The organism is Actinoplanes sp. NPDC051405 (assembly GCF_055586185.1).
Genome location: NZ_JBVJIR010000026.1, coordinates 12,617 through 33,456, shown reverse-complemented (window position 1 = coordinate 33,456; position 20,840 = coordinate 12,617). Strand labels below are relative to the sequence as shown.

At 71.0% G+C, this 20,840-nt stretch carries 19 protein-coding genes, 1 tRNA gene and 2 pseudogenes; 8 read left to right on the top strand and 14 right to left on the bottom strand.

Annotated features, from left to right (window positions below):
- Positions 1–408: 408 nt before the first annotated feature.
- From ACZ6S4_RS40035 to ACZ6S4_RS40010, 6 genes and pseudogenes are all read right to left on the bottom strand, one after another.
- Positions 409–633 (bottom strand): hypothetical protein, encoded by a 225-nt coding sequence (locus tag ACZ6S4_RS40035; protein WP_465479905.1) that lies wholly within the window; start codon positions 631–633, stop codon positions 409–411.
- Positions 634–749: 116 nt separating this feature from the next.
- Positions 750–1,526: pseudogene (lgt, locus tag ACZ6S4_RS40030) on the bottom strand (prolipoprotein diacylglyceryl transferase); the annotation flags it as partial.
- Between the two features lies 1 nt (position 1,527).
- Positions 1,528–1,923: a carboxymuconolactone decarboxylase family protein gene (locus tag ACZ6S4_RS40025; RefSeq protein WP_465479904.1), complete on the bottom strand. Its 396-nt coding sequence runs from the start codon at positions 1,921–1,923 to the stop codon at positions 1,528–1,530.
- Positions 1,924–1,940: 17 nt separating this feature from the next.
- Positions 1,941–2,417: a MarR family winged helix-turn-helix transcriptional regulator gene (locus ACZ6S4_RS40020; RefSeq protein WP_465479903.1), complete on the bottom strand. Its 477-nt coding sequence runs from the start codon at positions 2,415–2,417 to the stop codon at positions 1,941–1,943.
- A 17-nt stretch (positions 2,418–2,434) separates the two neighbouring features.
- Complete coding sequence (locus ACZ6S4_RS40015) at positions 2,435–3,268, bottom strand: MBL fold metallo-hydrolase (RefSeq protein ID WP_465479902.1); 834 nt, start codon at positions 3,266–3,268, stop codon at positions 2,435–2,437.
- A 98-nt stretch (positions 3,269–3,366) separates the two neighbouring features.
- A tRNA-Sec gene (locus ACZ6S4_RS40010) sits at positions 3,367–3,459 on the bottom strand.
- A gap of 67 nt (positions 3,460–3,526) precedes the next feature.
- Between ACZ6S4_RS40010 and selD the strand changes: the two genes are divergently transcribed.
- The gene (selD, locus tag ACZ6S4_RS40005) at positions 3,527–4,540 is read left to right on the top strand and encodes a selenide, water dikinase SelD (RefSeq protein WP_465479901.1); all 1,014 of its coding nucleotides are present in this window, start codon (positions 3,527–3,529) and stop codon (positions 4,538–4,540) included.
- Positions 4,541–4,561: 21 nt separating this feature from the next.
- Here the strand turns inward: selD and ACZ6S4_RS40000 are convergent, their stop codons facing one another.
- Positions 4,562–5,446, bottom strand: coding sequence for an SDR family oxidoreductase (locus tag ACZ6S4_RS40000; protein WP_465479900.1), 885 nt, complete (start codon positions 5,444–5,446; stop codon positions 4,562–4,564).
- 70 nt (positions 5,447–5,516) lie between these two features.
- Between ACZ6S4_RS40000 and ACZ6S4_RS39995 the strand changes: the two genes are divergently transcribed.
- Complete coding sequence (locus ACZ6S4_RS39995) at positions 5,517–6,080, top strand: TetR/AcrR family transcriptional regulator (RefSeq protein ID WP_465479899.1); 564 nt, start codon at positions 5,517–5,519, stop codon at positions 6,078–6,080.
- A gap of 4 nt (positions 6,081–6,084) precedes the next feature.
- On the opposite strand, the gene nrfD is transcribed toward ACZ6S4_RS39995, so the two are convergent.
- The 5 genes and pseudogenes from nrfD to ACZ6S4_RS39970 form a co-directional block, all read right to left on the bottom strand.
- On the bottom strand, positions 6,085–7,227 hold the full coding sequence (gene nrfD / locus ACZ6S4_RS39990) for an NrfD/PsrC family molybdoenzyme membrane anchor subunit (protein ID WP_465479898.1): 1,143 nt from the start codon (positions 7,225–7,227) through the stop codon (positions 6,085–6,087).
- On the bottom strand, positions 7,224–8,288 hold the full coding sequence (locus ACZ6S4_RS39985; RefSeq protein ID WP_465479897.1) for a 4Fe-4S dicluster domain-containing protein: 1,065 nt from the start codon (positions 8,286–8,288) through the stop codon (positions 7,224–7,226). Before ACZ6S4_RS39985 ends, nrfD begins: the two co-directional genes overlap by 4 nt.
- Positions 8,289–8,314: 26 nt before the next feature.
- Positions 8,315–11,566 (bottom strand): annotated as a pseudogene (gene fdh, locus ACZ6S4_RS39980) (formate dehydrogenase); the annotation flags it as partial.
- A 58-nt stretch (positions 11,567–11,624) separates the two neighbouring features.
- Positions 11,625–12,338 carry a GAF and ANTAR domain-containing protein gene (locus ACZ6S4_RS39975; RefSeq protein WP_465479896.1) on the bottom strand — a complete coding sequence of 238 codons (714 nt, stop codon included), beginning with the start codon at positions 12,336–12,338 and terminating at the stop codon, positions 11,625–11,627.
- Between the two features lie 194 nt (positions 12,339–12,532).
- Positions 12,533–12,970 carry an STAS domain-containing protein gene (locus ACZ6S4_RS39970; protein WP_465479895.1) on the bottom strand — a complete coding sequence of 146 codons (438 nt, stop codon included), beginning with the start codon at positions 12,968–12,970 and terminating at the stop codon, positions 12,533–12,535.
- A 129-nt stretch (positions 12,971–13,099) separates the two neighbouring features.
- Between ACZ6S4_RS39970 and ACZ6S4_RS39965 the strand changes: the two genes are divergently transcribed.
- The 5 genes from ACZ6S4_RS39965 (at position 13,100) to ACZ6S4_RS39945 (ending at position 17,540) form a co-directional block, all read left to right on the top strand.
- Entirely contained in the window at positions 13,100–14,113 is a 1,014-nt protein-coding gene (locus ACZ6S4_RS39965; RefSeq protein ID WP_465479894.1) for a radical SAM protein, read from the top strand.
- Between the two features lie 199 nt (positions 14,114–14,312).
- The gene (locus tag ACZ6S4_RS39960; protein WP_465479893.1) at positions 14,313–15,035 is read left to right on the top strand and encodes an ANTAR domain-containing protein; all 723 of its coding nucleotides are present in this window, start codon (positions 14,313–14,315) and stop codon (positions 15,033–15,035) included.
- A 96-nt stretch (positions 15,036–15,131) separates the two neighbouring features.
- Positions 15,132–15,563 carry an STAS domain-containing protein gene (locus ACZ6S4_RS39955; RefSeq protein ID WP_465479892.1) on the top strand — a complete coding sequence of 144 codons (432 nt, stop codon included), beginning with the start codon at positions 15,132–15,134 and terminating at the stop codon, positions 15,561–15,563.
- Positions 15,564–15,614: 51 nt separating this feature from the next.
- The gene (locus ACZ6S4_RS39950; RefSeq protein WP_465479891.1) at positions 15,615–15,959 is read left to right on the top strand and encodes a hypothetical protein; all 345 of its coding nucleotides are present in this window, start codon (positions 15,615–15,617) and stop codon (positions 15,957–15,959) included.
- Positions 15,960–16,187: 228 nt separating this feature from the next.
- Positions 16,188–17,540, top strand: a complete 1,353-nt coding sequence (locus ACZ6S4_RS39945) for a neutral zinc metallopeptidase (RefSeq protein ID WP_465479890.1) — start codon at positions 16,188–16,190, stop codon at positions 17,538–17,540.
- A gap of 60 nt (positions 17,541–17,600) precedes the next feature.
- Here the strand turns inward: ACZ6S4_RS39945 and ctaD are convergent, their stop codons facing one another.
- Positions 17,601–19,364, bottom strand: a complete 1,764-nt coding sequence (gene ctaD / locus ACZ6S4_RS39940) for an aa3-type cytochrome oxidase subunit I (RefSeq protein WP_465479889.1) — start codon at positions 19,362–19,364, stop codon at positions 17,601–17,603.
- A 132-nt stretch (positions 19,365–19,496) separates the two neighbouring features.
- Here ctaD and ACZ6S4_RS39935 point away from each other — a divergent pair, with 132 nt between their 5' ends.
- Positions 19,497–19,763 carry a DUF3040 domain-containing protein gene (locus ACZ6S4_RS39935; protein ID WP_465479888.1) on the top strand — a complete coding sequence of 89 codons (267 nt, stop codon included), beginning with the start codon at positions 19,497–19,499 and terminating at the stop codon, positions 19,761–19,763.
- Positions 19,764–19,771: 8 nt separating this feature from the next.
- Here ACZ6S4_RS39935 and ACZ6S4_RS39930 read toward each other — a convergent pair whose 3' ends face one another.
- Positions 19,772–20,590 carry a SigB/SigF/SigG family RNA polymerase sigma factor gene (locus ACZ6S4_RS39930; RefSeq protein ID WP_465479887.1) on the bottom strand — a complete coding sequence of 273 codons (819 nt, stop codon included), beginning with the start codon at positions 20,588–20,590 and terminating at the stop codon, positions 19,772–19,774.
- Between the last annotated feature and the right edge of the window lie 250 nt (positions 20,591–20,840).

The window sequence follows — 20,840 nt, the reverse complement described above, 5'->3', positions numbered from 1 at the left end:
CGCTATTTGTCCCCCCCCCCTCCCCCCCCCCCCCTCCCCCCCCCCCCCCCCCCCCCCCCCCCCCCCCCCCCCCCCCCCAGCCACGGGTACCCCGGATCGTCAAATCGACGCTCGTGATTTCAGCCTTCGCCCGCGGCACCGGAGCGCCTTCACGATCTGGCCGCGGTCACTGCTCGGACACGTCGCCCTGCTAACCCCTCCCCCTCTCCGGCGCCGAGCTGACCTCCACCGGCCACATGACTTTCCAACCGGTGCCATTCGCCGGCCGGTTCTCTTTCGACGGCATGCGGCTGCACGGCGGGAATGTGTCGTTCAAAAACGTTCAGGCGGCGGCGAATTTCGACGGAGCCCGGCACGTCGGAGGAACGGTCGACTGGGGCCCGTTCACCCCGTTGCCGCCGTCACCGGTCAGCGGGTCGGCTTCCGCACTGACACGCTTGGCGAAGGCTGTGGGATCGGCTCGCCCTCGGCGCGGCGCACGTCCCTGACGAACCACGCCACCATGATGGCCAGCCCGATCGCCACGAGAACACCGGTCCGCAAGGCCGCCATCCACGCCGCCCAGAATGATTTCCGCAGCGGCTTCACTGCGGCTTTCGTCTTCTTGTAGTCGTCATTGGCGCGGTGCAGCACCGCGCGCAGATTGTCACAAGCGATCTTCTATGAGCGCTGCGGGTTCGAGGTCATCCGCCCGGGCCGCGGCCACGAGCCGACTGCGCCGCTCCACGATCCGGATGCCGGATCGAGGGCCGTGTCCTGAGGAAGTAGAGCGTCGCGCCCAGGAACACCAGGACCGCGGTGAACACGTTGAGCCGTACTCCGAAGAAGGTGTTGGCCTCGTCGATCCGGAGCGTCTCTATCCACACCCGGCCGGCGGTGTATCCCATCACGGCGAGGGCGAAGGCTCGTCCGCGCCGGAGAGCGAGCCTGCGGTCGGCTCCCCAGACGAGCACGGCCACGCCCAGATTCCAGAGCGCCTCGTACGCGAAGGTGGGGTGATAGAGCCCGGGCAGAAGCTGCCCTGTCCGCATGTCGTGCACTTCCAAGCCCCACGGCACCGTGGTGAGCCGGCCGTACACCTCGTTGTTGAACCAGTTCCCGATCCGCCCGATCGCCTGCCCCACCGGAAGTCCGGGAGCGAGGGCATCGGCGGCGACACTCAGTGGAAGGTCGCGGCGCCGCACGGCGATCCAGGCGCCGAGCGCGCCCCCGGCAAGGCCGCCCCAGATGCTGAGGCCGCCCTCCCAGATGGCGAAAGCGCGCAGCGGGTCGCCACCGGCACCGAAGTAGTCCTGCGGCGAGCTGATCAGGTGGTAGACGCGGGCACCGAGGATGCCGGACGGCACCGCCCAGACCGCGATGTCCAGGGAGGCCCCGGCATCGACGCCGCGCGCCCGCAGTCGTCTCTCCATGATGAGGACCGCGGCGACGATGCCCGCGAGGATGCAGAGGGCGTAGGCCCGCACGGGTAGCGGGCCCAGGTGCCATACCGAGGTAGCCGGGCTGGGGATGGCGGCGAGAGTCAAGTCACTGCTCCGCGCCGGCCGAGCGCTGCACCGCTTCCATCGCCAGCGAGCTGTACGGCTGGCCGACGTACGAGCCGAGCAGCACCATCAGCGCGGTGAGCCCCTCGAGGTCGAGACCGTTGCGGCGGGCCAGCGACAGGTAGGTCGACAGCCGCTGGCCGGTGACGTTCTGGGCCACGAGCACGGCGATCACGGCGATGCTCCGGTCCCGGTCGGTCAGGGCGGGACTCTGCCAGCCCGGGCCGCCGGCGGCTTCGTATGCCTCCCGGGTGAAGACCGGACCGGCGTGCTGGGTCATGAGCCGTTCCACCTCCGCCGGGGACACCCCGAAGTTGCGGGCGTAGATGTCCCGGCCGGCGGCGGCTCGGTCACTCAGCTCGGGCGGGGGGACGGTCATCTTCACTCCTGGTGGGGTCATAGGCAGGACCCGCGGTCCTCCACGTCGCCGATCACGGCGACGAGCAAGCGCCGCAGGTCCTGGATCTCATCCGGGTCGAGGCTGGTCAGCGCCGAGGCCTCGACGGTGTCGCAGGCGGCGGCGACCTTCGCGCGCAGAGCCTCGCCGTCGGTGGTGATCACCGGGATGCGCAGCCGGCGGTCACGCGGATCGTTGTGCCGCACGACGAAGCCGTTACGTTCGAGCCGGTCGAGCTGGCTCATCAGGGTGGTCTTGTCGAGCCCCAGGGTCTTGCCGAGTTCGCCCTGGGTGAGACCCGGGCTCTTGTGCAGGGCGCTCAGCACGATGTATTCGCGCAGCGTGAGTCCGTGCTGCTCGGCCATGTCACCGGTCGCGGCGCGCATGCGCTGGGCCGCGCGATGGAGCAGCCAGGTGATCTCGGAGTCGATGGTGGGACGCGGGCCGACGTCCCCGGGCGGTTGCGGGCTCTGCATGCGAGCACCGTACGTCTTCAGCGGGAACGACCGGCACCCTCGGGCACCAGCAGCGGGATGCCGTCGTAGGAGCCGAGGTCGTGCGCGGGGACGATGCGCATCAGGCCGTCGAGCGCGATCATGCGGTCGAGGTCCCGGCGCACCTGGCCGGGGTCGCTGTCGGCGAGCTTGCTCATCAGCCACGGCCGTTCGGCCCGCCGGCGGATACCGTCGATCTGCCAGGTCAGGTCGCCGATGAAGGCGTACCGGTGGCCGGCGGGCACGGTCACGAAGACGATCACCGAACCCTCGGTGTGGCCGGCCGCGTGCACGATGACGACCGAGCCGTCGCCGTGCACGTCGTAGCTCGACGGAAACCCGAGATACGGCCCGTCCGGGAAGGCGTACTCGCGGATGTCGTAGCCACGGGAGACCAGGCGGAACACTTTGCCGTCGGGGTCCTTGGCGGCGTACCGCCGCTCGTCAGCGTTCATCCAGAGCGGCGTGCCCCCCAGGCTGTCGAGGCCGCTCGAGTGATCCCAGTGCGAATGAGTGAGCAGGACGCCCGACAGCCGGTCGCGGCTGTAGCCCGCGGCATCGAGCTGCTCCTGCACCGTCCGGCCCACCTGGTAGGGAGCGCGGACGAAGGCGGGCAGCAGCTTGATGTGCGCGGCGACGTCGGCGCCGAAGCCGGCGTCGATCAGCAGGTCCCCGTCCGGGTGCCGAACCAGGATCGCGGATGCGGCGAACTGGCGCTTGTCGCGGAACGACCCGCCCCGGACGGCGAAAGCCGCCCGGGTCTCATAGGTGCCGGTCGGCAAGTGGTAGATGGCCATGTCCGCTGGTGGGTGAGCGGCGGGGAGAGAAGGCATGAAGAGACCGTACGAGACAAGAAAGTCTGACGCAAGACTTTCTTGGCCCAGACGGCTTTGGGCGCAAGCCGGCACGGACCGGGGTACATGGTGGGGAGCGGAGGCGGACGGGAATCGAACCCGCCCGGCCCGGATACCGGGCCACACCGGTTTTGAAGACCGGGAGGGGCACCAGCCACCTGAACGCCTCCGTCGATCACCCTAGGCCGCCCGCCGCCGCCCCGCACGGCGGGATGCCCGCGGTCGTGCAAGAGTGCGATGGTGACGTCTACACAGAGCCGACGGCTGACCGAGTACGCGCACGGCGGTGGCTGTGCCTGCAAGATCCCCCCGGGCGAGCTGGAGACCGTCGTCGCCGGGCTGATGGGTGAGTCCGCTCCGCGCGGGCCCGGCGAGCTGCTCGTCGGGCTGGACGACGGCGACGACGCCGCGGTCGTGCGGATCGCCAACGGGGTGGCCATCGTCGCCACCGCTGACTTCTTCACGCCGGTCGTCGACGACGCCTACGACTGGGGGCGGATCGCCGTCGCCAACGCGCTGTCCGACGTGTACGCCATGGGCGGTGCGCCCGTTGTCGGGGTCAACCTGCTGGCCTGGCCGCGGGACCTGCTGCCGATGGAGCTGGCCGCCGAGGTGCTGCGCGGTGGCCTGGCCGTCGCCCGGGAGGCCGGTTGCCACGTGGCCGGCGGGCACAGCGTCGACGATCCCGAGCCCAAATACGGCATGGCCGTCACCGGCATCGCCGACCCCGATCACCTGATGCGCAACGACGCCGGCGTGGCCGGTGTGCCGCTGACCCTGACCAAGCCGCTGGGCATCGGGGTGCTCAACAGCCGGCACAAGAACACCGGGGAGGTCTTCCCGCAGGCCGTCGCCGCGATGACCGGGCTCAACCGGGCCGCCTCCGAGGCCGCACTGGCCGCCGGGGCCGTCTGCGCGACCGACGTCACCGGCTTCGGGCTGCTCGGGCACCTGCACAAGCTGGCCCGGGCCAGCAAGCTGACCGCCCGGGTGGACGCGGCGGCGGTGCCCTATCTGGAGGGTGCCCGGGACGCGCTCGCCGCCGGGTACGTCAGCGGCGGCACCCGGCGCAATCTGGACTGGGTACGCCCGCACCTGGACGCGGACGGTGTCTCCGAGGACGAGTTGCTGCTGCTGGCGGACGCGCAGACCTCCGGCGGGCTGCTGGTGGCGGGCGAGGTGCCCGGCTACCCGGTCATCGGCGAGCTGCTGCCCGCCCGCGGCGACGGCACGACCCTGCTGGTCCGCTGACCGTCGCCGGGCAGACCGCGCTCAGCCGGCCACGGCGGCGGGCTGCTCCTGGGGGAAGTGCGGCCGCAGGTCAGCCGCGAGAAGGCGGTCCAGCACCCGATCCGGAAGCAGCCGGGACAGCCGCGTGAGCACAGCCGCGTCCCGCCCGATGGTGTAGCGGGTGCGCGGCCGCCGAACCGTCGCAGCGTCCGCGATGACCCGTCCGGCCGCCTCGGCCGGAAGCCCCGACTTCGTGAACGCCGTGGCGTGGCTGACGATCGCCTGCAGCAGCCCCCCGTACCGCCCCCGCTCGACCGGCGACAGCCCGGCGAAGATGTCGTTGGCCCGCTCGACCCCATGGCTCGCCATCTCAGTACGCACGCCACCGGGCTCGACGACCACCACCTGAACACCATGCGGGGCGAGCTCCCGGCGCAACGCGTCGCTCATCGCCTCCATGGCGAACTTCGCGCCGGCGTACGCGCCGTAGGTCGGCATCGCGACCTTGCCGCCGATCGAGCTGATGTTCACCACCCGGCCGCCGGCCGCGTGCAGCGCGGGCAGGACGGCCTTGGTGACCGCGACATGCCCGAAGAAGTTCACCTCGAACTGCTCCCGCCACTGCGCCATCGACAGGAGCTCGACCGGCGCGTTGATGGCGATCCCGGCGTTGTTGATCACCGCGCGCAGCGGTCGTCGCGCCGGGTCGCCGGTGATGCGGCGGGTGACCGCTTCGATCTGGGCCGGGTCGGTGATGTCGAGCATCACCGGTTCCAGGTTCGGGGCGCGCAGCGCGTCGGCGTCCGCTTCGCGCCGGACACCGGCGAGCACGTGGTAGCCGCGGCGGGCGAGCTCGCGGGCGGTGGCGGCACCCATTCCGGTCGAGGCGCCGCTGATCAGGACCAGCTCTTCGTGTGACGTTGTCATATGACACACGCTACGCACTCGAATGACATTGTCAAGTGAGTCGGATGACATTGTCAGGTAGATTGGCAGCATGGTCAGCAGAGTGGAGAGCGCGGCGGCGACCCGGCGCGCGTTGGTCGACGCGGCGGCCGAGCTGCTCGACGAGGGTGGCGTCGACGCCGTGACGCTGCGCGCGGTGGGCGCCCGGGCCGGGGTGTCCCGGGGCGCGCCCTACGGCCACTTCCCGGACAAGGAGCATCTGCTCGCCGCCGTCGCGACCAAGAGCTGGGAAGCGGTGAGCGAGCAGCTCGACATGCTGACCGCGGACCGGGCGCCGTCCGAGCGCCTGGAGCTGGCCCTGGCCGGACTCATGGACGTCGGCCGGCGCCGCCCGCACGCGTACGCGTTGATGTTCTCCGCGCCGACCGCCGAGCACCCCGAGGCGCTCGCCGCGGTTTCCCGTACCCACGACCGGTTTCTGGCCATCGTCGCCGACGTCATCGGTGATCCGCAGCGGGCGCGGCCGATCGGTGCGCTGGTGATGGCGAGCGTGCAGGGCATCATCGCGATGGAGAACAGCGGTCACCTCACCGCCGAGAAATGGCAGGTCACCGGGGACGAGCTGCTCAGGATGCTGATCGGCCGGATCGATTGAGGCGCTACCCCGGCTGTTGGGTCTTCGCGCCGCCGTCGCTGCCGTTCGAAGCAGCCTGCTGCGCCAGTCGCTCCCGCTGCGGCAGCACCGTGTACTTCGGATCCCGCGCCGACGCCAGGCCGCCCTCGAAGATGCCGAACCGGGTGGCCAGCGACGCCGTCAGCAGCGACAGCCCGGACAGCCCCGACACCACCCGGCTGCGGCGGCCCAGGACCGCCCCGGCCACTCCGAGCGCGGTCAGCGTCCGGCCCGCCCGCAGCAGCTTGCCGGCCTTGCCGTCGCGGTAGGGCTCGCTCAGGATGCCCTTGGTCGTCTCCACCCGGTGCGCCCCGTAGAGCTCCATCGCCGCCCCGAGCACCGCCATCCGCCGGGCCGGGCCGGCCTGCTCGGCCGGGGCCGCGAGCAGGCCCACCCCGGCCCCGCTGGCCAGCGCGCTGCCCGCGAAGACAAACGGCAGTTCCGGGTACGCCGCATGCCAGCTCGGCGTCGCGGTGTCGGCCAGCAGCACCGCCGTGTACGTCGCCAGCGCCGGCGCGACCACAGCGGCGCCGTACTGCCCGGCCGTGCCCACCGGCGGGAGCAGCTTGCGGGCCAGCCCGAGCACTCCCCTGTCCGGCAGCAGTGGGGCTGCCTCGGCGACCGCCGCCGCGCCCGCGGTCACGCCGAAGGCGCTGAAGACCCAGGTGCCCATCGACATCGGTGAGGTCGGCTTGGCCACCCGCAGCATGTGCAGGAAACGTTCCGGCCGGCCCAGGTCGTTGACCAGGAAGTACGTGCTGGCCAGGACCGCACCGAGCGCGCTGACCCGGCCGGCGCGGCGCAGCGCCGGGCGCCCGGAGGCGTCGCCGCCGGCGGCCAGCAGCGCGGAGCCCGCGGCCAGGCCACCGGTGAACAGGTACGCGGCGATGTCGTGATGCCACACCGCGGCCTTGACGATCGGCCGCCCGTAGTAGGACCGGAACTCCGCCGGCGGCACCATCGACCGGTCGCCACCCCGGCCGCCACCGCGCCGGCGTCCCTTGCGGGCAATGTCGCGTACCGGGCCGCCGGGGGCCTCGTCGCGGGCCAGGCCGCTGCCGGGCCGTCCCGCGGGCGGCGGGCTGACCGAGTCGTCGCGGGGGCGTTCCGCCTCCTCGCGGGGCCTCATCCGCGCCGTCCGACGAACGAGGCGACCACCGCGGCGGCCATGGCCAGCGCGGCCAGCCCGGCCCGCTTGTACATGTCCGGCAGGTCGCGGGTGGTCACGATCGGGTCCGGGGGCAGGCCGTACACCTCGGGCTCGTCGAGCAGCAGGAAGAACGCGCCGTCGCCGCCCACGCCGTCGTCCGGGCTCTCGCCGTACAGGCGGGCGGAGTCGACGCCCTGCTCGTGCAGCTTCTCCACCCGGTGCTGGGCGCGGGCGCGCAACTCGTCGAGCTCGCCGTACTGGATGGACTCGGTCGGGCAGGCCTTCGCGCACGCCGGGGTCATGCCGTCACCGATCCGGTCGTAGCACATCGTGCACTTCCAGGCCCGGCCGTCGTCCTTGCGCTGGTCGATCACGCCGTACGGACAGGCAGGGATGCAGTAGCCGCAGCCGTTGCAGATGTCCTCCTGCACCACGACCGTGCCGAACTCGGTGCGGAACAGCGACCCGGTCGGGCAGACGTCCAGGCAGGCGGCGTGCGTGCAGTGCTTGCAGACGTTGGACATCATCAGCCAGCGGAAGTCGCTGCGCGGCGCGTCCATGGTGCGGCCGGGCAGGTCCGAGCCGGGCATGCCGAGGAACTGCGGTCCGTTCGGGGCCGTGATCGTGGCCGCCGCGGCCAGCGCGTCGACCGCGGGCGGGATCCCCGGGTCGGTGCCCATGTCCTGTCCGCTGCCGGCCGCGACCACGGCGGTGTGCGCGCTGACCGACGGACCAACCGGCAGGCCGGCGAACGCCCCGGGAGTGTCCGTCGACCCGCCGCGGTTGGCCACCGGCTGCTCGATGAACGCGACGTGCCGCCACGAGTTCGCGGTCAGGCCACCGGTGTTGTCGTACGACTGACCGAGCAGGTTGAACCCGTCGTCCGGGATCAGGTTCCACTCCTTGCAGGCCACCTCGCACGCCTTGCAGCCGATGCAGACGCTGGTGTCGGTGAAGAAGCCCATCCGCGGTGGCGCGTCGACGTAACCCGCGTCGGGCGCGGGGTCCAGCGGGCCGTAGAGGCTGTTCGGTCCGGCCATTATCCGGGCTCCTCCGGCTCGTTCCTGGTCAGCATGGGGGTGTGGTGGTCCGGCGCGAGGCCGGCCCGCCGGCGGTAGCCGACGACGTACTCCAACAGCTGCGGCCCGGTCGGGCGCCGGCCCGGCCGGATGTCGCAGGTGCCGACCTTGCTCTCCTGGATGAGCACGTTCGGGTCGAGCGTGATGCCGATCAGGTCGTTGGCGGAGTCGCCGGTGACCAGGCCCTCGCCACCCCAGTGGTACGGCAGCCAGAGCTGGTGGATGACCCGGCCGTCGATGCGCAGCGGGGTGAGCCGGTCGGTCACCATCACCCGCGCCTCGATCGCCGCCCGGGCGGTCACGATGTGCGCCCAGCCCAGGTGCTCCAGCCCGCGTTCCGCGGCCAGCTCCGGGGAGACCTCGACGAACATCTCCGGCTGCAGTTCCGACAGGTACGCGAGCTGCCGGCTCATGCCCCCGGCGGTGTGGTGCTCGGTGAGCCGGCTGGTGCTGAAGACGTACGGGAAGACCTCGGAGTGCAGCTCGGGGACGCTGGGGTTGGTCAGGTTGTCGGCGCGCTCGTACAGCTTGCGGGTCGGGTTGGCCTGCTGCTGGTAGAGCGGGTTGCGCACGGTCGACTCGACCGGCTCGTAGTGGGTGGGCATCGGGCCGTCGATGAGGCCGCTGGGTGCGTACAGCCAGCCCTTCCCGTCGCCCTGCATGATGAACGCGTCGTCACCCGAGATGGCCTCGACCCCGGTCGCGCCCTCCGGCGGGCGGTACGACGGTGGCTTGGTCTTCTCGAAGTCGGGCACGTCGTAGCCGGTCCACTCGCCGGCCTCCTCGTCCCACCAGACGTACTTCTTGCGCTCCGACCACGGTTTGCCGTCCGGATCGGCGGACGCGCGGTTGTAGAGCGTGCGGCGGTCCGACGGCCAGGCCCAGCCCCACTCCCGGGCCACCCAGTCCTGCTCCGAGCCGGGCTTGCGGCGGGCCGCCTGGTTGACGCCGTCCTTGAAGACGCCGGAGTAGATCCAGCAGCCGCAGGCGGTGGAGCCGTCGGCCTTCAGCGAGGTGAAGTTGGGCACCAGCTCGCCGGTGGCGGTGTCGTAGCCGTTGATCTCCTTGAGCACGTCCTCGCCGCTGGGCTCGTCACCGCGCTCGCCGTGCAGCGGGTAGTCCCAGGTCAGCTTCAGCAGGCCCTGGTCGCGCGGCAGCGTGGACTCCGCCAGCCGCTCCCGGACGATGCGGCCCAGGTGGTAGAAGAACCACAGCTCGGAGCGGCAGTCGCCCGGCGGCTCGACCGCCTTCTCGCGCCACTGGAGCATCCGCTGGGTCTGGGTGAAGGTGCCCTCCTTCTCGGCGTGCGAGGCCGCGGGCATGAAGAACACCTCGGTCCTGCACTCGGTGGGCACGATCTCGCCGGTGGCGACCTCCGGACCGTCCTTCCAGAAGGTGGCACTCTCGATCATGAACAGGTCGCGGACCACCAGCCAGTCGAGATTGGCCATGCCCAGGCGCTGCGCCTTGCCGTGCGCGGAGCCCACGGCCGGGTTCTGCCCGAGCAGGAAGTACCCCTTGATCTTGCCGTCGATCATGTCGAGGACCTGCTGGTACGTGCCGTGGTCGCCGGTCAGCCGGGGCAGCCAGCCGTAGCCCCAGTCGTTCTCGGCCGTGGCCGCATCGCCCCAGTACGCCTTGAGCAGGCTGACGGCGTACGACTCCGCGTTGGCCCAGAAGCCCTGCTGCTCGGGGTGCCGGATGCCGTCGACCCACTGCCGGAACGTCTCGTGCTGGGTGTAGTGCGGCATCGGCAGGTAGCCGGGCAGCAGGTTGAACAGGGTCGGGATGTCCGTGGAGCCCTGGATGCTGGCGTGCCCGCGCAGCGCCATCACGCCACCGCCGGGACGGCCCATGTTGCCCAGCAGCAGCTGGATGATCGCGCCGGTGCGGATGTACTGCACGCCGACGCTGTGCTGGGTCCAGCCGACCGAGTAGACCAGGGCGGTGGTGCGCTCCCGGCCGGAGTTGGCCGTCCAGGCCTCGCAGACCTCCAGGAACTTGTCCTGGGGGACGCCGCAGACCTGCTCCACGACCTCCGGGGTGTAGCGGGCGTAGTGCCGCTTGAGCACCTGGTAGACGCAGCGGGGGTGCTGCAGCGTGGGGTCACGGGGCACGTCGGCGGGCACCGGCGGGCCGTGCGACTCCTGCTCCAGGCCCGAGGCGGTCTCCCGGTCGGTCGCCGCTTCGTCCTCGTCCTGGGTGGCTGCCTCGTCGTCCTGCTGGCCCTCGTACGCCCAGGAGGTCTGGTCGTACGCGTTGGTCTCGGGGTCGTAGCCGGAGAACAGCCCGCCGAGGTCCTCGGTGTCCTGGAAGTCCTCGCTGACGATCATGGACGCGTTGGTGTACGCGACCACGTACTCCCGGAAGTCCTTCTCGTTGCTCAGGATGTAGTTGACGATCCCGCCCAGGAACGCGATGTCCGCGCCGGCCCGCACCGGGACATAGCTGTGCGCCAGCGCGCTGGTACGGGTGAACCGGGGATCGACGTGAATGATCTTCGCGCCGCGCTTCTTCGCCTCCACCACGTACTGGAAGCCCACCGGGTGGGCCTCCGCCATGTTGGAGCCCTGGATGATGATGCAGTCTGCGTTGGCCAGATCCTGGAGGAATCCGGTGGCCCCGCCACGGCCGAAGCTGGTTCCCAGACCGGGAACGGTGGCGGAGTGTCAAATACGCGCCTGGTTCTCGATCTGGAGTGCGCCCATGGCGGTGAAGAGCTTCTTGATCAGGTAATTCTCTTCGTTGTCCAGCGTCGCGCCGCCGAGGCTCGCGAAGCCCATCGTGCGGTTGAGCGGACGACCCTCGGCGTCGTTGTCCTCCCAGGTCTGCTCGCGCGCGGCGAGCACCCGGTCCGCGATCATGCTCATCGCGGTGTCGAGGTCGAGCTCTTCCCAGTCGGTGCCGTAGGGGCGCCGGTACAGCACCTTCTGCTGACGGCGGTCGCTGGTCACCAGGCTCTTGCTGGCCGAGCCCTTGGGGCACAGCCGGCCCTTCGAGATGGGGCTGTCCGGGTCGCCCTCGATCTGGACGACCTTGCCGTCCTTGACGAAGATCCGCTGCCCGCAGCCGACCGCGCAGTAGGGGCACACGGACCGGGCCATCGAATCGGCCGTCTCGGTGCGCGCGGTGAGCGACTTCGAGCGGTCGGACTGAGCCGCGGCGCCCCGGCCCAGCGGGTCGGTGCCGGTCAGCTGCCGGTAGACCGGCCAGTGCCCGATCCAGGTGCGGACTCCCATGAGACCGACCATAGACGACCCCCCGGCGCCCCGCACGGCGTGCGGCGAGCGATCTTTCTCAGGGCGTCGAGCCGCTCCCGACCCGGGCGACGAGGGCGGCGGCCACGTCCCGCAGCTTGCGGTTCGAGTCCTGCGAGATCCTGGTGAGCACGGCGAAGGCCTCGTCGGCGCTGCACCGGCGCTCCCCCATGATGATGCCCTTGGCCTGCTCGATCACCGCGCGGCTCTCCATCGCGGCCTGCATGTGCTGGGCCAGGTTGGTCGTGCTGTCGTGCAGGTGGGCGTTCGCCAGGGCGACTGTCGCGTAGCCGGCGAAACGCTGGGCCAGCTGAACCGTGTCGTCGTCGAACGCGCGCGGGCGCAGGCCGTAGATGTTCACCGCGCCGGTGACGCTCTCCCGGATCGGCAGGCCGACCGAGAGCACGCTGCCCACGCCGGCGGCCGCGGCTTTGGGAGCCCAGCCGTCCCAGCGGGTGTCGCTCGCGGTGTCCGGGACCGAGACGGTGGTCTTGCCGGCGGCGGCCTGCAGGCAGGGGCCCGCGTCCCGTTCGTACTGCCGTTCGTCGAGCTGCAACGCGATCTCGCCGGTGTACGCGGCGGTGTACGGGCGCCCGTCCCGGACCAGGGTGATCGAGACCTCGTCCGCGCCGGGCAGGGTCCGCCGCGCGAGCTCGGCCACCCGGGTGAGGACGCCGTGCAGATCTGTCTCGCCGAGCTTGATCCGGCCGAACTCCGCGAACGCGGCCGCCGGGTCGGTGGGTTGCTGAGCCATGTACGTCTGTTTTCCCTGCAGCGGGCACGCTGCCGCCCCGGGGAGGCGGCCGTGCGGAGTGGACGGACTACCTGTCCAGGGACTGTGGAACCCTGAACCCGCGCCGCTGCTTGACGCCGGACCGCCCGCACCTTCAGGGGCGCCGGCGGCTGACCAAGATGATAGCCGAGCCTCCCGGCCCCGCGGTGCTGTGTTCAGCCCCCGCGATACACCCCGGTGAGGGCGAGAACTCGTTCGGTGATGCCGTGCACGCCGCTGAGCCGCAGCTGCCGGCCCAGCGACGCGGCGCGCAGCTGGGCGGCGATGACGACGCGGACGCCCGCGGCGCCGAAGAAGCGCACTCCGCTCAGCTCCAGGCAGACCCGCTCGGCGCCTTCCAGGGCCTGGATCAGGGTGGCCTGCGCCAGCGGGGCCGTGTCGAGGTCGAGGTCGCCCTGGACGCTGACGACCACCTCGGGACCCGTTTCCCCGGGCTCGGCCGGGCGGAGGCGGCGTGAGACGGTGGCGATGATCGACCCGTCCTGGGCGATGGCCTGCGCGCTGGCCGCCGGGGCGGGAGTGCCGGCGCTCGGGGCCGGGACGTCCGCGACCTCCGGGGCCGACCGGCGCGGCAGCTGGCCTGAACTGGACATACCTCTCCCGTCAGTAAAAATCGACGGGCACTTGGCTTGACCCTCTATCAAAGTAGCCCGGCCGGGGCGCCCGGTGACCGCCGGGCCGGTGACACGTTTCCAACCGGCGTCGCTGGGCACTCCGCGCTCATGCCGGCCACCCTCGAGGCGCCACCACTGCCGTCACACCTGCAACTGGAGATCACCTCCGCCTGCAACCTGCGCTGCATGATGTGCCTGGTGCGCTACCGGCCGCCGGTGAACAAGCTGGCCGGGGCCATGGCGCTGCCGCTGTTCCACCGGCTGGTCGGCGAGGTGCCCGGGCTGCGCAGACTGACGCTGCAGGGGCTCGGCGAGCCGCTGCTGTCGCCACACCTGCCGGAGATGATCCGGACCGCGGTCGCCCGGCGGATCACCGTGGGCTTCAACACCAACGCCACCCTGCTCACCGCGCGACGCGCCCGGGAGCTGGTGGACAGCCGCGTCGACTGGCTGCACGTCTCCCTGGACGGCGCGCACGCCGGAGCGTACGAGGCCATCCGCGACGGCGCGCACTTCGACACCGTGCTCGCCAATCTGGCCGGGCTGGTCCGGGCCAAGCGGGCGGCGGACAGCACCACCCCGTGGATCCGGGTGGTCTTCGTGGCGATGCGCGACAACGTGGGTGAGCTGCCCGCCCTGGTCGCTCTGCTGGGCGGGATCGGCGTGGACGAGCTGCACGTGCAGAACCTGTCGCACAGCTTCTCCGACACCGACCCGGCCGGCCGGTACGAGGGCATCCGCACCTTCACCGCCGACCAGGCCCTCTGGACCGGCTCCGACCTGGAGCGGGCCGCCGGGATGTTCGCCGAGTCGGCCCGGCTGGCCCGCGAGCACGGACTCAAGCTGCGGCTCCCGGCGCTGGGACCGGCACCACCGGCCGAGGCGGGGCGGGGCCGGGGATGTTCGTGGCCGTGGGAGGCCGCGTACGTCACGAGCGCCGGGGTCGTCCAGCCCTGCTGCATGGTCATGGGCGACGACCGGGTCACCCTGGGCCGCCTCGACGAGCAGAGCTTCCCGGAGATCTGGCACGGGCCCGCGTACCGGGAGTTCCGGCGCCGGTTGTCCGGCGACGAGCCGCCGGACGTCTGCCGCGGGTGCTCGCTGTACCAGCGGACTTTCTGAAGTGGCGGCCCCGCGGCCCTGCTGCGGAACCGAGGAAGCCCGCTAACCTGGACCTCTGCGTTCCCCGCCGCACCGGCGACGGCGCAGGCGTCATGAAGCGGCGCGACCGGCGGATGCCGACCACCGGGAGTCCGGAAGTAAAGAGCGCACGGCCCGCACCGGCGACGCGGCACGTGCACAACCCGAGGACGCATAGCTCATGACCGACAGACAGCCCATGGACCCGACCGACGCGTTCGCCGAGCTCGGCCGGATCAAGCTGAGCGAGACCGACGTCGACGGCGTGCTCGGCAAGATCGCCCAGTTGGCCAAACGCACCATCCCCGGCACCGACGAGGTCTCCGTGACCCTGATCCGGGGCCAGGGCGCGTACACAGCTGCCTTCACGGGCGACGTCGCCCTCGCCCTGGACGAATCGCAGTACAAGAAGGGCCACGGCCCCTGCCTGGAAGCGTCCGCGTCGGGTGACAGCCTGTCAGTGCCGGACATGGCCTCCGAGAGCCGCTGGCCGGACTGGGCCAACCAGGCCCGGGAGGCGGGGGTCAACAGCTCGCTGTCGATCGGGCTGCCCATCCACGAGACGGTGAGCGGGGCGCTGAACGTCTACGCCCTCAAGCCCGACACGTTCGACGACGACGCGATCCTCCTCGCCCAGACGTTCGCCGGCTACGCGGCGGTGGCTCTGGCGAACGCCCACCTGTACGACGTCACGGCAACTCTGGCCCAGCACATGCAGGCGGCGATGGAGAGCCGGGCGGTGATCGAGCAGGCCAAGGGCATCATCATGGGCGAGCGCCGGTGCACCGCCGACGAGGCGTTCCGGATCATGAGCAAACTGTCGCAGGACTCCAACCGCAAGCTGCGCGACGTGGCGGCGGCCCTGGTCGACCGGGCCCAGCAGCCGCCGCGTTCCTCAACCTGATCCTGTACTGGTCATCCGCAACCGTCCGGCGATACCGTGCAAGGCAGCCTTCAGCAGGGAGGGCACCCCGCAGGTGCCTATTTCTGGAGTGTGTCCATGCTCGCCGAGGCTTCATCCACATCCCGGCACGACGACCGGTGCCCGCTGATCGAGATCCGCCACGCCGACGACAACGGCCCGTTGCGGCTGGTGATCTCCGGCGACGTCGACGAGATCAGCGCCCGGCACCTGCAGCAGTGCCTGATCGACGTGCTGCGCCGCGAACCGCCCCGGGACATCGGTGTGGACGTCTCCGGTGTGACGTTCCTGGACGCCGCCGGCATCGAGGCGCTGCTGCGCTGCCAGGCCGACGCCCGGCAGCTGGAATGCCGGCTGTTCCTGACCGGTCCCACCCCGATGACCTACCGGGTGCTGCAGATCGCGGGCCTGCTGGAGCAGTTCGGGCTGGCCCGGCCCCGGCCGGGCGGGCACGGGCACACCCCGGCCGGGGCCGAACTCGGCATGGTCAACTGCTGCCTGACCGGCTGACCCCGGTCAGTCACTGGTTTGATCTGTCCGCGCCGGGGGCACCCGACCGGGATGGAGCCACTTCGATCCACCGGTCCCGGCGGGCCGGACCGGCCTCTGCCGATCGCCCAGGTCAGCCCCGGCATGACCGTCGTCGACGCGGCCGGCGACGAGGTCGGCACCGTCACCGCGGTCGAGATGCCCGGCACCGAAGTCCGGCCCGACCTGCCGGAGAACGCGGCGGACGACCAGGTGGGCCGGCTGATGGCCGAGGGCTACCTGCGGGCCGGCGGCACGGGGCTGCTCGCCACGTCCTGGTACGCCGGCGGGTCACAGGTCGCCGACGTCACCACGACGGATGAGAACGGCGTCGTCACGCTGACCGCCGGCAAGCAGGAACTGCGCCGCGCCGGATGACGCCGCGCCGCCCAGCGTCCTCCGGGTTCTTCGCCATGGACGGGATCCACGGGACATCCGGGACACATATCCCCCTGCGGATCGGGTAGGCGCTCCGGCAACGGAAGGAGCGACCATGACCAACCCCCGGCAGCCGGAATCGCGCCGCAGCGCCGAGTCGCCGACCGGCAGGCAGCCCACCGAGGACTCGAGCCTCCGACGGCTCCTGGCCGGTCCGGCGAGCCGACCGTGATCGTGCAGAGACTCGTCCGAGGGCTGCTCGCCGGCGTGCTGGTTGCCGCCGCCTCCGGTTGTGTGGTCGTCTCGTCCGGCGGCACCGAGCCTCGTCGGCCGGCGCCGCCGGGCGGCCTCGGCCGGATGAACAACGCGTCGGCGAACGCGGTGCCCGGCGACGTCGTCACCGGGGCGTTGCGCGACGTCGAGCGCTTCTGGTCGGCGGCCTACCCGCGGGTCGCCGGCGGTGCCGCCTTCGCGCCGATCAAGGGCGGCTACCACCCGTACACCCGGTCGGACCCGGCGCCGGCCTGCGGCGGCCAGGCCGCCGAGTACCAGCCGAACGCCTTCTACTGCCCAGCCGGCGACTTCATCGCCTGGGACGCCGAGACGCTGATCCCGCAGCTGTACGGCGATTTCGGCCCGCTGCTCGTCGGCTTCGTCATGGCCCACGAGTACGGGCACGCGATCCAGTCCCGGCTGGGGGTCACCGAGCAGCCCACGGTCGTGCTGGAGCAGCAGGCCGACTGTTTCGCCGGGGCCTGGACCGCGGACGTGCTGGCCGGCCGGTCGACGGCGTTCAAGGACGTCACCCCGGCCCAGCTCGACAACACGGTCGCCGGGATGCTGCTGCTGCGCGACGAGCCGGGCACCGCGGCGCAGAACCCGCAGGCGCACGGCAACGCCTTCGACCGGATCCGGGCCATGCAGGACGGCGTGGAGAAAGGTGTGTCGCTCTGCGCCGACTACCGGGTGGACAACGTACCGGTGACCGAGGTGCCCTTCACCACCCAGGAGGAGGCCGCCACTGGTGGAGACCTGCCGTACGCGGAAGCGGTGGACTCCCTCAGCAAGGACGCGCAGGCGTTCTGGGCGCGGGTGTATCCGCAGCTCACCGGCCAGCCCTGGGAGACGTTGGGGGTGCAGGCGTTCGAGAGCGGCTCGGCGCCGTCCTGCCCGGCCCCGGACTCCTCGGCCGGCGGCGCGGCCTTCTACTGCCCGGACGGCGACTTCATCGCGTTCGACGACGAGCAGCTCGGGCAGCAGTTGTACCAGCGCATCGGGGACAACGCGGTCGGCATGCTGCTCGGGGATCTGTTCGCCCGGGCGGTCCAGGACCGCCGGGGTGCGCAGACCCAGGACCGGGCGGGCCAGCTCGCGGTGGACTGCTTCGCCGGGGCGTGGACGAACGATCTGCTGAACCGTGATCCCGCGGCGGGAATCCGGTTGTCGCCCGGCGACCTCGACGAGGCGGTGGCGGCTCTGCTGGCCTTCGGCCGGGCCGGGTCCCAGCAGGAGGCCAGTGCCTTCGACCGGATCGGCGCCTATCGCAGCGGCGTCCTGAAGGGCCTGCCTTCCTGCACCTGAGCGGGCACGAAAAACCGGCGGTGGGCGGACAGGCCCACCGCCGGTTCTTGTCCGCCGGGACTACCGGCCTTCCTCCAGCCGGTGGTCGGTGTCCTCCTCGTACCGGGCGCCACTGTCGGACTCGCTGGTCAGCGGCCGGGCACCGCCTTCGGGTGGTCCCGCCTCGGACTGCTCACCGGCGGCCAGCTCGGGGAACTTCGCGTCGAAGGCCGGCCGCTCGGATCGGATCCGCGGCATCTTGTCGAAGTTGCGCAGCGGCGGCGGCGACGAGGTCGCCCACTCCAGCGAGTTGCCGTGGCCCCACGGGTCGTTCGCCGTGACCAGCACACCGGCCTTGTACGAATGCCAGACGTTGTACAGGAACGGCAGTGTGGAGGCGCCGAGGACGAACGAGCCGATGGTCGAGACGGTGTTGAGCGCGGTGAAGCCGTCGTCCGCGAGGTAGTCGGCGTAGCGCCGGGGCATGCCCTCCGCACCCAGCCAGTGCTGCACCAGGAAGGTGGTGTGGAAGCCGAGGAAGGTCAGCCAGAAGTGGATCTTTCCGAGGCGGTCGTCGAGCATCCGGCCGAACATCTTCGGGAACCAGAAGTAGATGCCGGAGAACACCGCGAACACGATCGTGCCGAACAGCACGTAGTGGAAGTGCGCCACCACGAAGTAGCTGTCGTGCACGTGGAAGTCGATCGGCGGGGAGGCCAGCAGTACGCCGGTCAGGCCGCCCAGCAGGAAGGTCACCATGAAGCCGATCGCGAAGAGCATCGGTGACTCGAGACTGATCTGACCACGCCACATCGTGCCGATCCAGACGAAGAACTTCATGCCCGTCGGCACGGCGATGAGGAAGCTCAGGAGACTGAAGAACGGCAGCAGCACCTGTCCGGTGGCGAACATGTGGTGCGCCCACACGCTGAACGACAGCATGCCGATGAGGATCGTGGCACCGACCAGGCCCTTGTAGCCGAAGACCGGCTTGCGGCTGAAGACCGGGATCACCTCGGTGACGATGCCGAAGAACGGCAGCGCCACGACGTACACCTCGGGGTGCCCGAAGAACCAGAACAGGTGCTGCCACAGCATCGGGCCGCCGGTGTCCACGTCGAAGACGTGCGCGCCGAGGACCCGGTCGGCGGCCAGCGCGAACAGCGCCGCGGCCAGGAACGGGAAGATCGCGATGACCAGCAGACTGGTGATCAGGATGTTCCAGGTGAAGATCGGCATCCGGAACATGGTCATGCCCGGCGCCCGCAGCGTCAGGATGGTGGTGATCATGTTGACCCCACCGAGGATCGTGCCGAGGCCGGACAGGGCCAGCCCGACGACCCACATGTTGCCGCCGACGCCGGGTGAATGCAGCGAGGTGCTCAGCGGGGTGTACGCCGTCCAGCCGAAGTCCGCGGCGCCGGTCGGAGTCAGGAACGCCCCGATGGCGATCATTCCGCCGAACAGGTACAGCCAGTAGGCGAAGGAGTTCAGCCGCGGGAAGGCGACGTCCGGGGCGCCGATCTGGATCGGCACCACGAAGTTGGCGAAGGCGAACACGATCGGCGTCGCGAAGAACAGCAGCATGATCGTGCCGTGCATGGTGAACAGCTGGTTGTACTGCTCCGGCGAGAGCACCTGCATGCCCGGGCGGGCCAGCTCGGCCCGCATGATCAGCGCCATGAACCCGCCGATCAGGAAGAACACGAAGGCCGTGGTCATGTACATGATGCCGATCTGCTTCGCATCCGTGGTGCGCAGTATGCGGGCCAGCGCGGAACCACGGACCTGGCTCCGGACCGGCCAGGGCCGGGTGACGACCGGGCGCGGGGTGACAGCAGTCATGCCTTCTCCTCAACCGTACGAGTGACCGGCGCCTACCCACCTTCGCAGCTTTTAACCCGCTGGGGAACATCGACGGTTTGACATCCGCGCGGCGGGGTAGCCGCGCTGCTTCCTACGGCCAGGGGGTGGGACATGCTCGACGATCGGGACCGTCGCAGGCTGGCGGAGATCGAGTCCGGGCTGTCGCGTCAGGACCCCGCGTTCGCTGCCCGGATGCGCACAGACGGCGAGGACCGTCGCGCCCCGACGGTCCTCGCGCTGTGTATCTCGCTCTACATCGCCCTACCGATGGTGATGCTGTTGTTCGGCCGGGTCGCCGCGGTGGTCACCCTCGACGCCTTCGCCGTGGTGATCGCGGTGGTGCTGGCCCGGCGCCGGAGCCGCCGGGCCCATCGCTGAGGTGGGGCTCAGCAGGCGTCCGGGCCGAGCCGGGTCCGCAGCTTGAGCAGTGCCGCCGACAGCAGCCGCGACACGTGCATCTGCGACACGCCGATCTGAGTGGCGATCTGCGTCTGCGTCTGGTTGCCGAAGAAGCGCAACGTCACGATGGTCCGCTCCCGCTCGGTGAGGCACTTCATCGCGGGCCCCAGGCTCAGGTGCAGCTCGGTACGGGCGTAGTCGTCGTCCTCGGCACCGATGGTGTCGCCGAGCTCCAGCGTGCCGCTCTCGGTGCCGACCGGCGTGGAGAGGGAGGTCGCGCTGTACGCGCGGGCACCCTCCAGCCCCTCGAGCACCGCCTCCTCGCTGACCTTGAGGTAGCCGGCGATGTCGGCGACCGTGGGAGCCCGCCCGAGGCTGTGCGCCAGCACCGTACCGGCGTCGCTGATCGCCATCCGCATCTCCTGGAGCCGCCGCGGGACCCGGATGGCCCACGCGCGGTCGCGGAAGTGCCGCTTGATCTCGCCGAGGATGGTGGGGATGGCGAAGACGGTGAAGTCGACGCCGACCTCGGCGTCGAACCGGTCGATCGCCTTGATCAGGCCGACGGTCGCGGCCTGGACCAGGTCGTCCAGCGGCTCGCCGCGGCCGGCGTAGCGGCGGGCGAGGCGCCGGGTCATCGGCAGCCAGGCCTCGATGGTCTCGTCCCGCAGCCGCGGTCGTGCCGGGTCACCCTGCGGGGTCCGTGCCAGGGCCGCGATCAGTTCGACGCCCCGCTCCTCCGTCGCGGCGTCACTGACGTCGGACGGGCGGCGGGAGTGGATCGGCCTCGTGACAGATGCGTACATGATGGTTCCTCTTCTCGAACGCTGCGTCGTGGGCATCCGTTGCCGGACCACCCGCGGACTGCCGCGGCGGGGGAACACATCTGCACGTCAAGAGGCGTGAGGTCCGCACCGCGACAGAGACATCGCATGGTGGTGATCTCGGCGCCTTCTTGACCGATGCAGTAGACCGTAGCCGAAGAGTGGAGCTATGACTAGCCGAAAGTATGAGTCTTTCTGGCGGGTCGGGTGAGAAGCCCTCATCCGTGGGTGG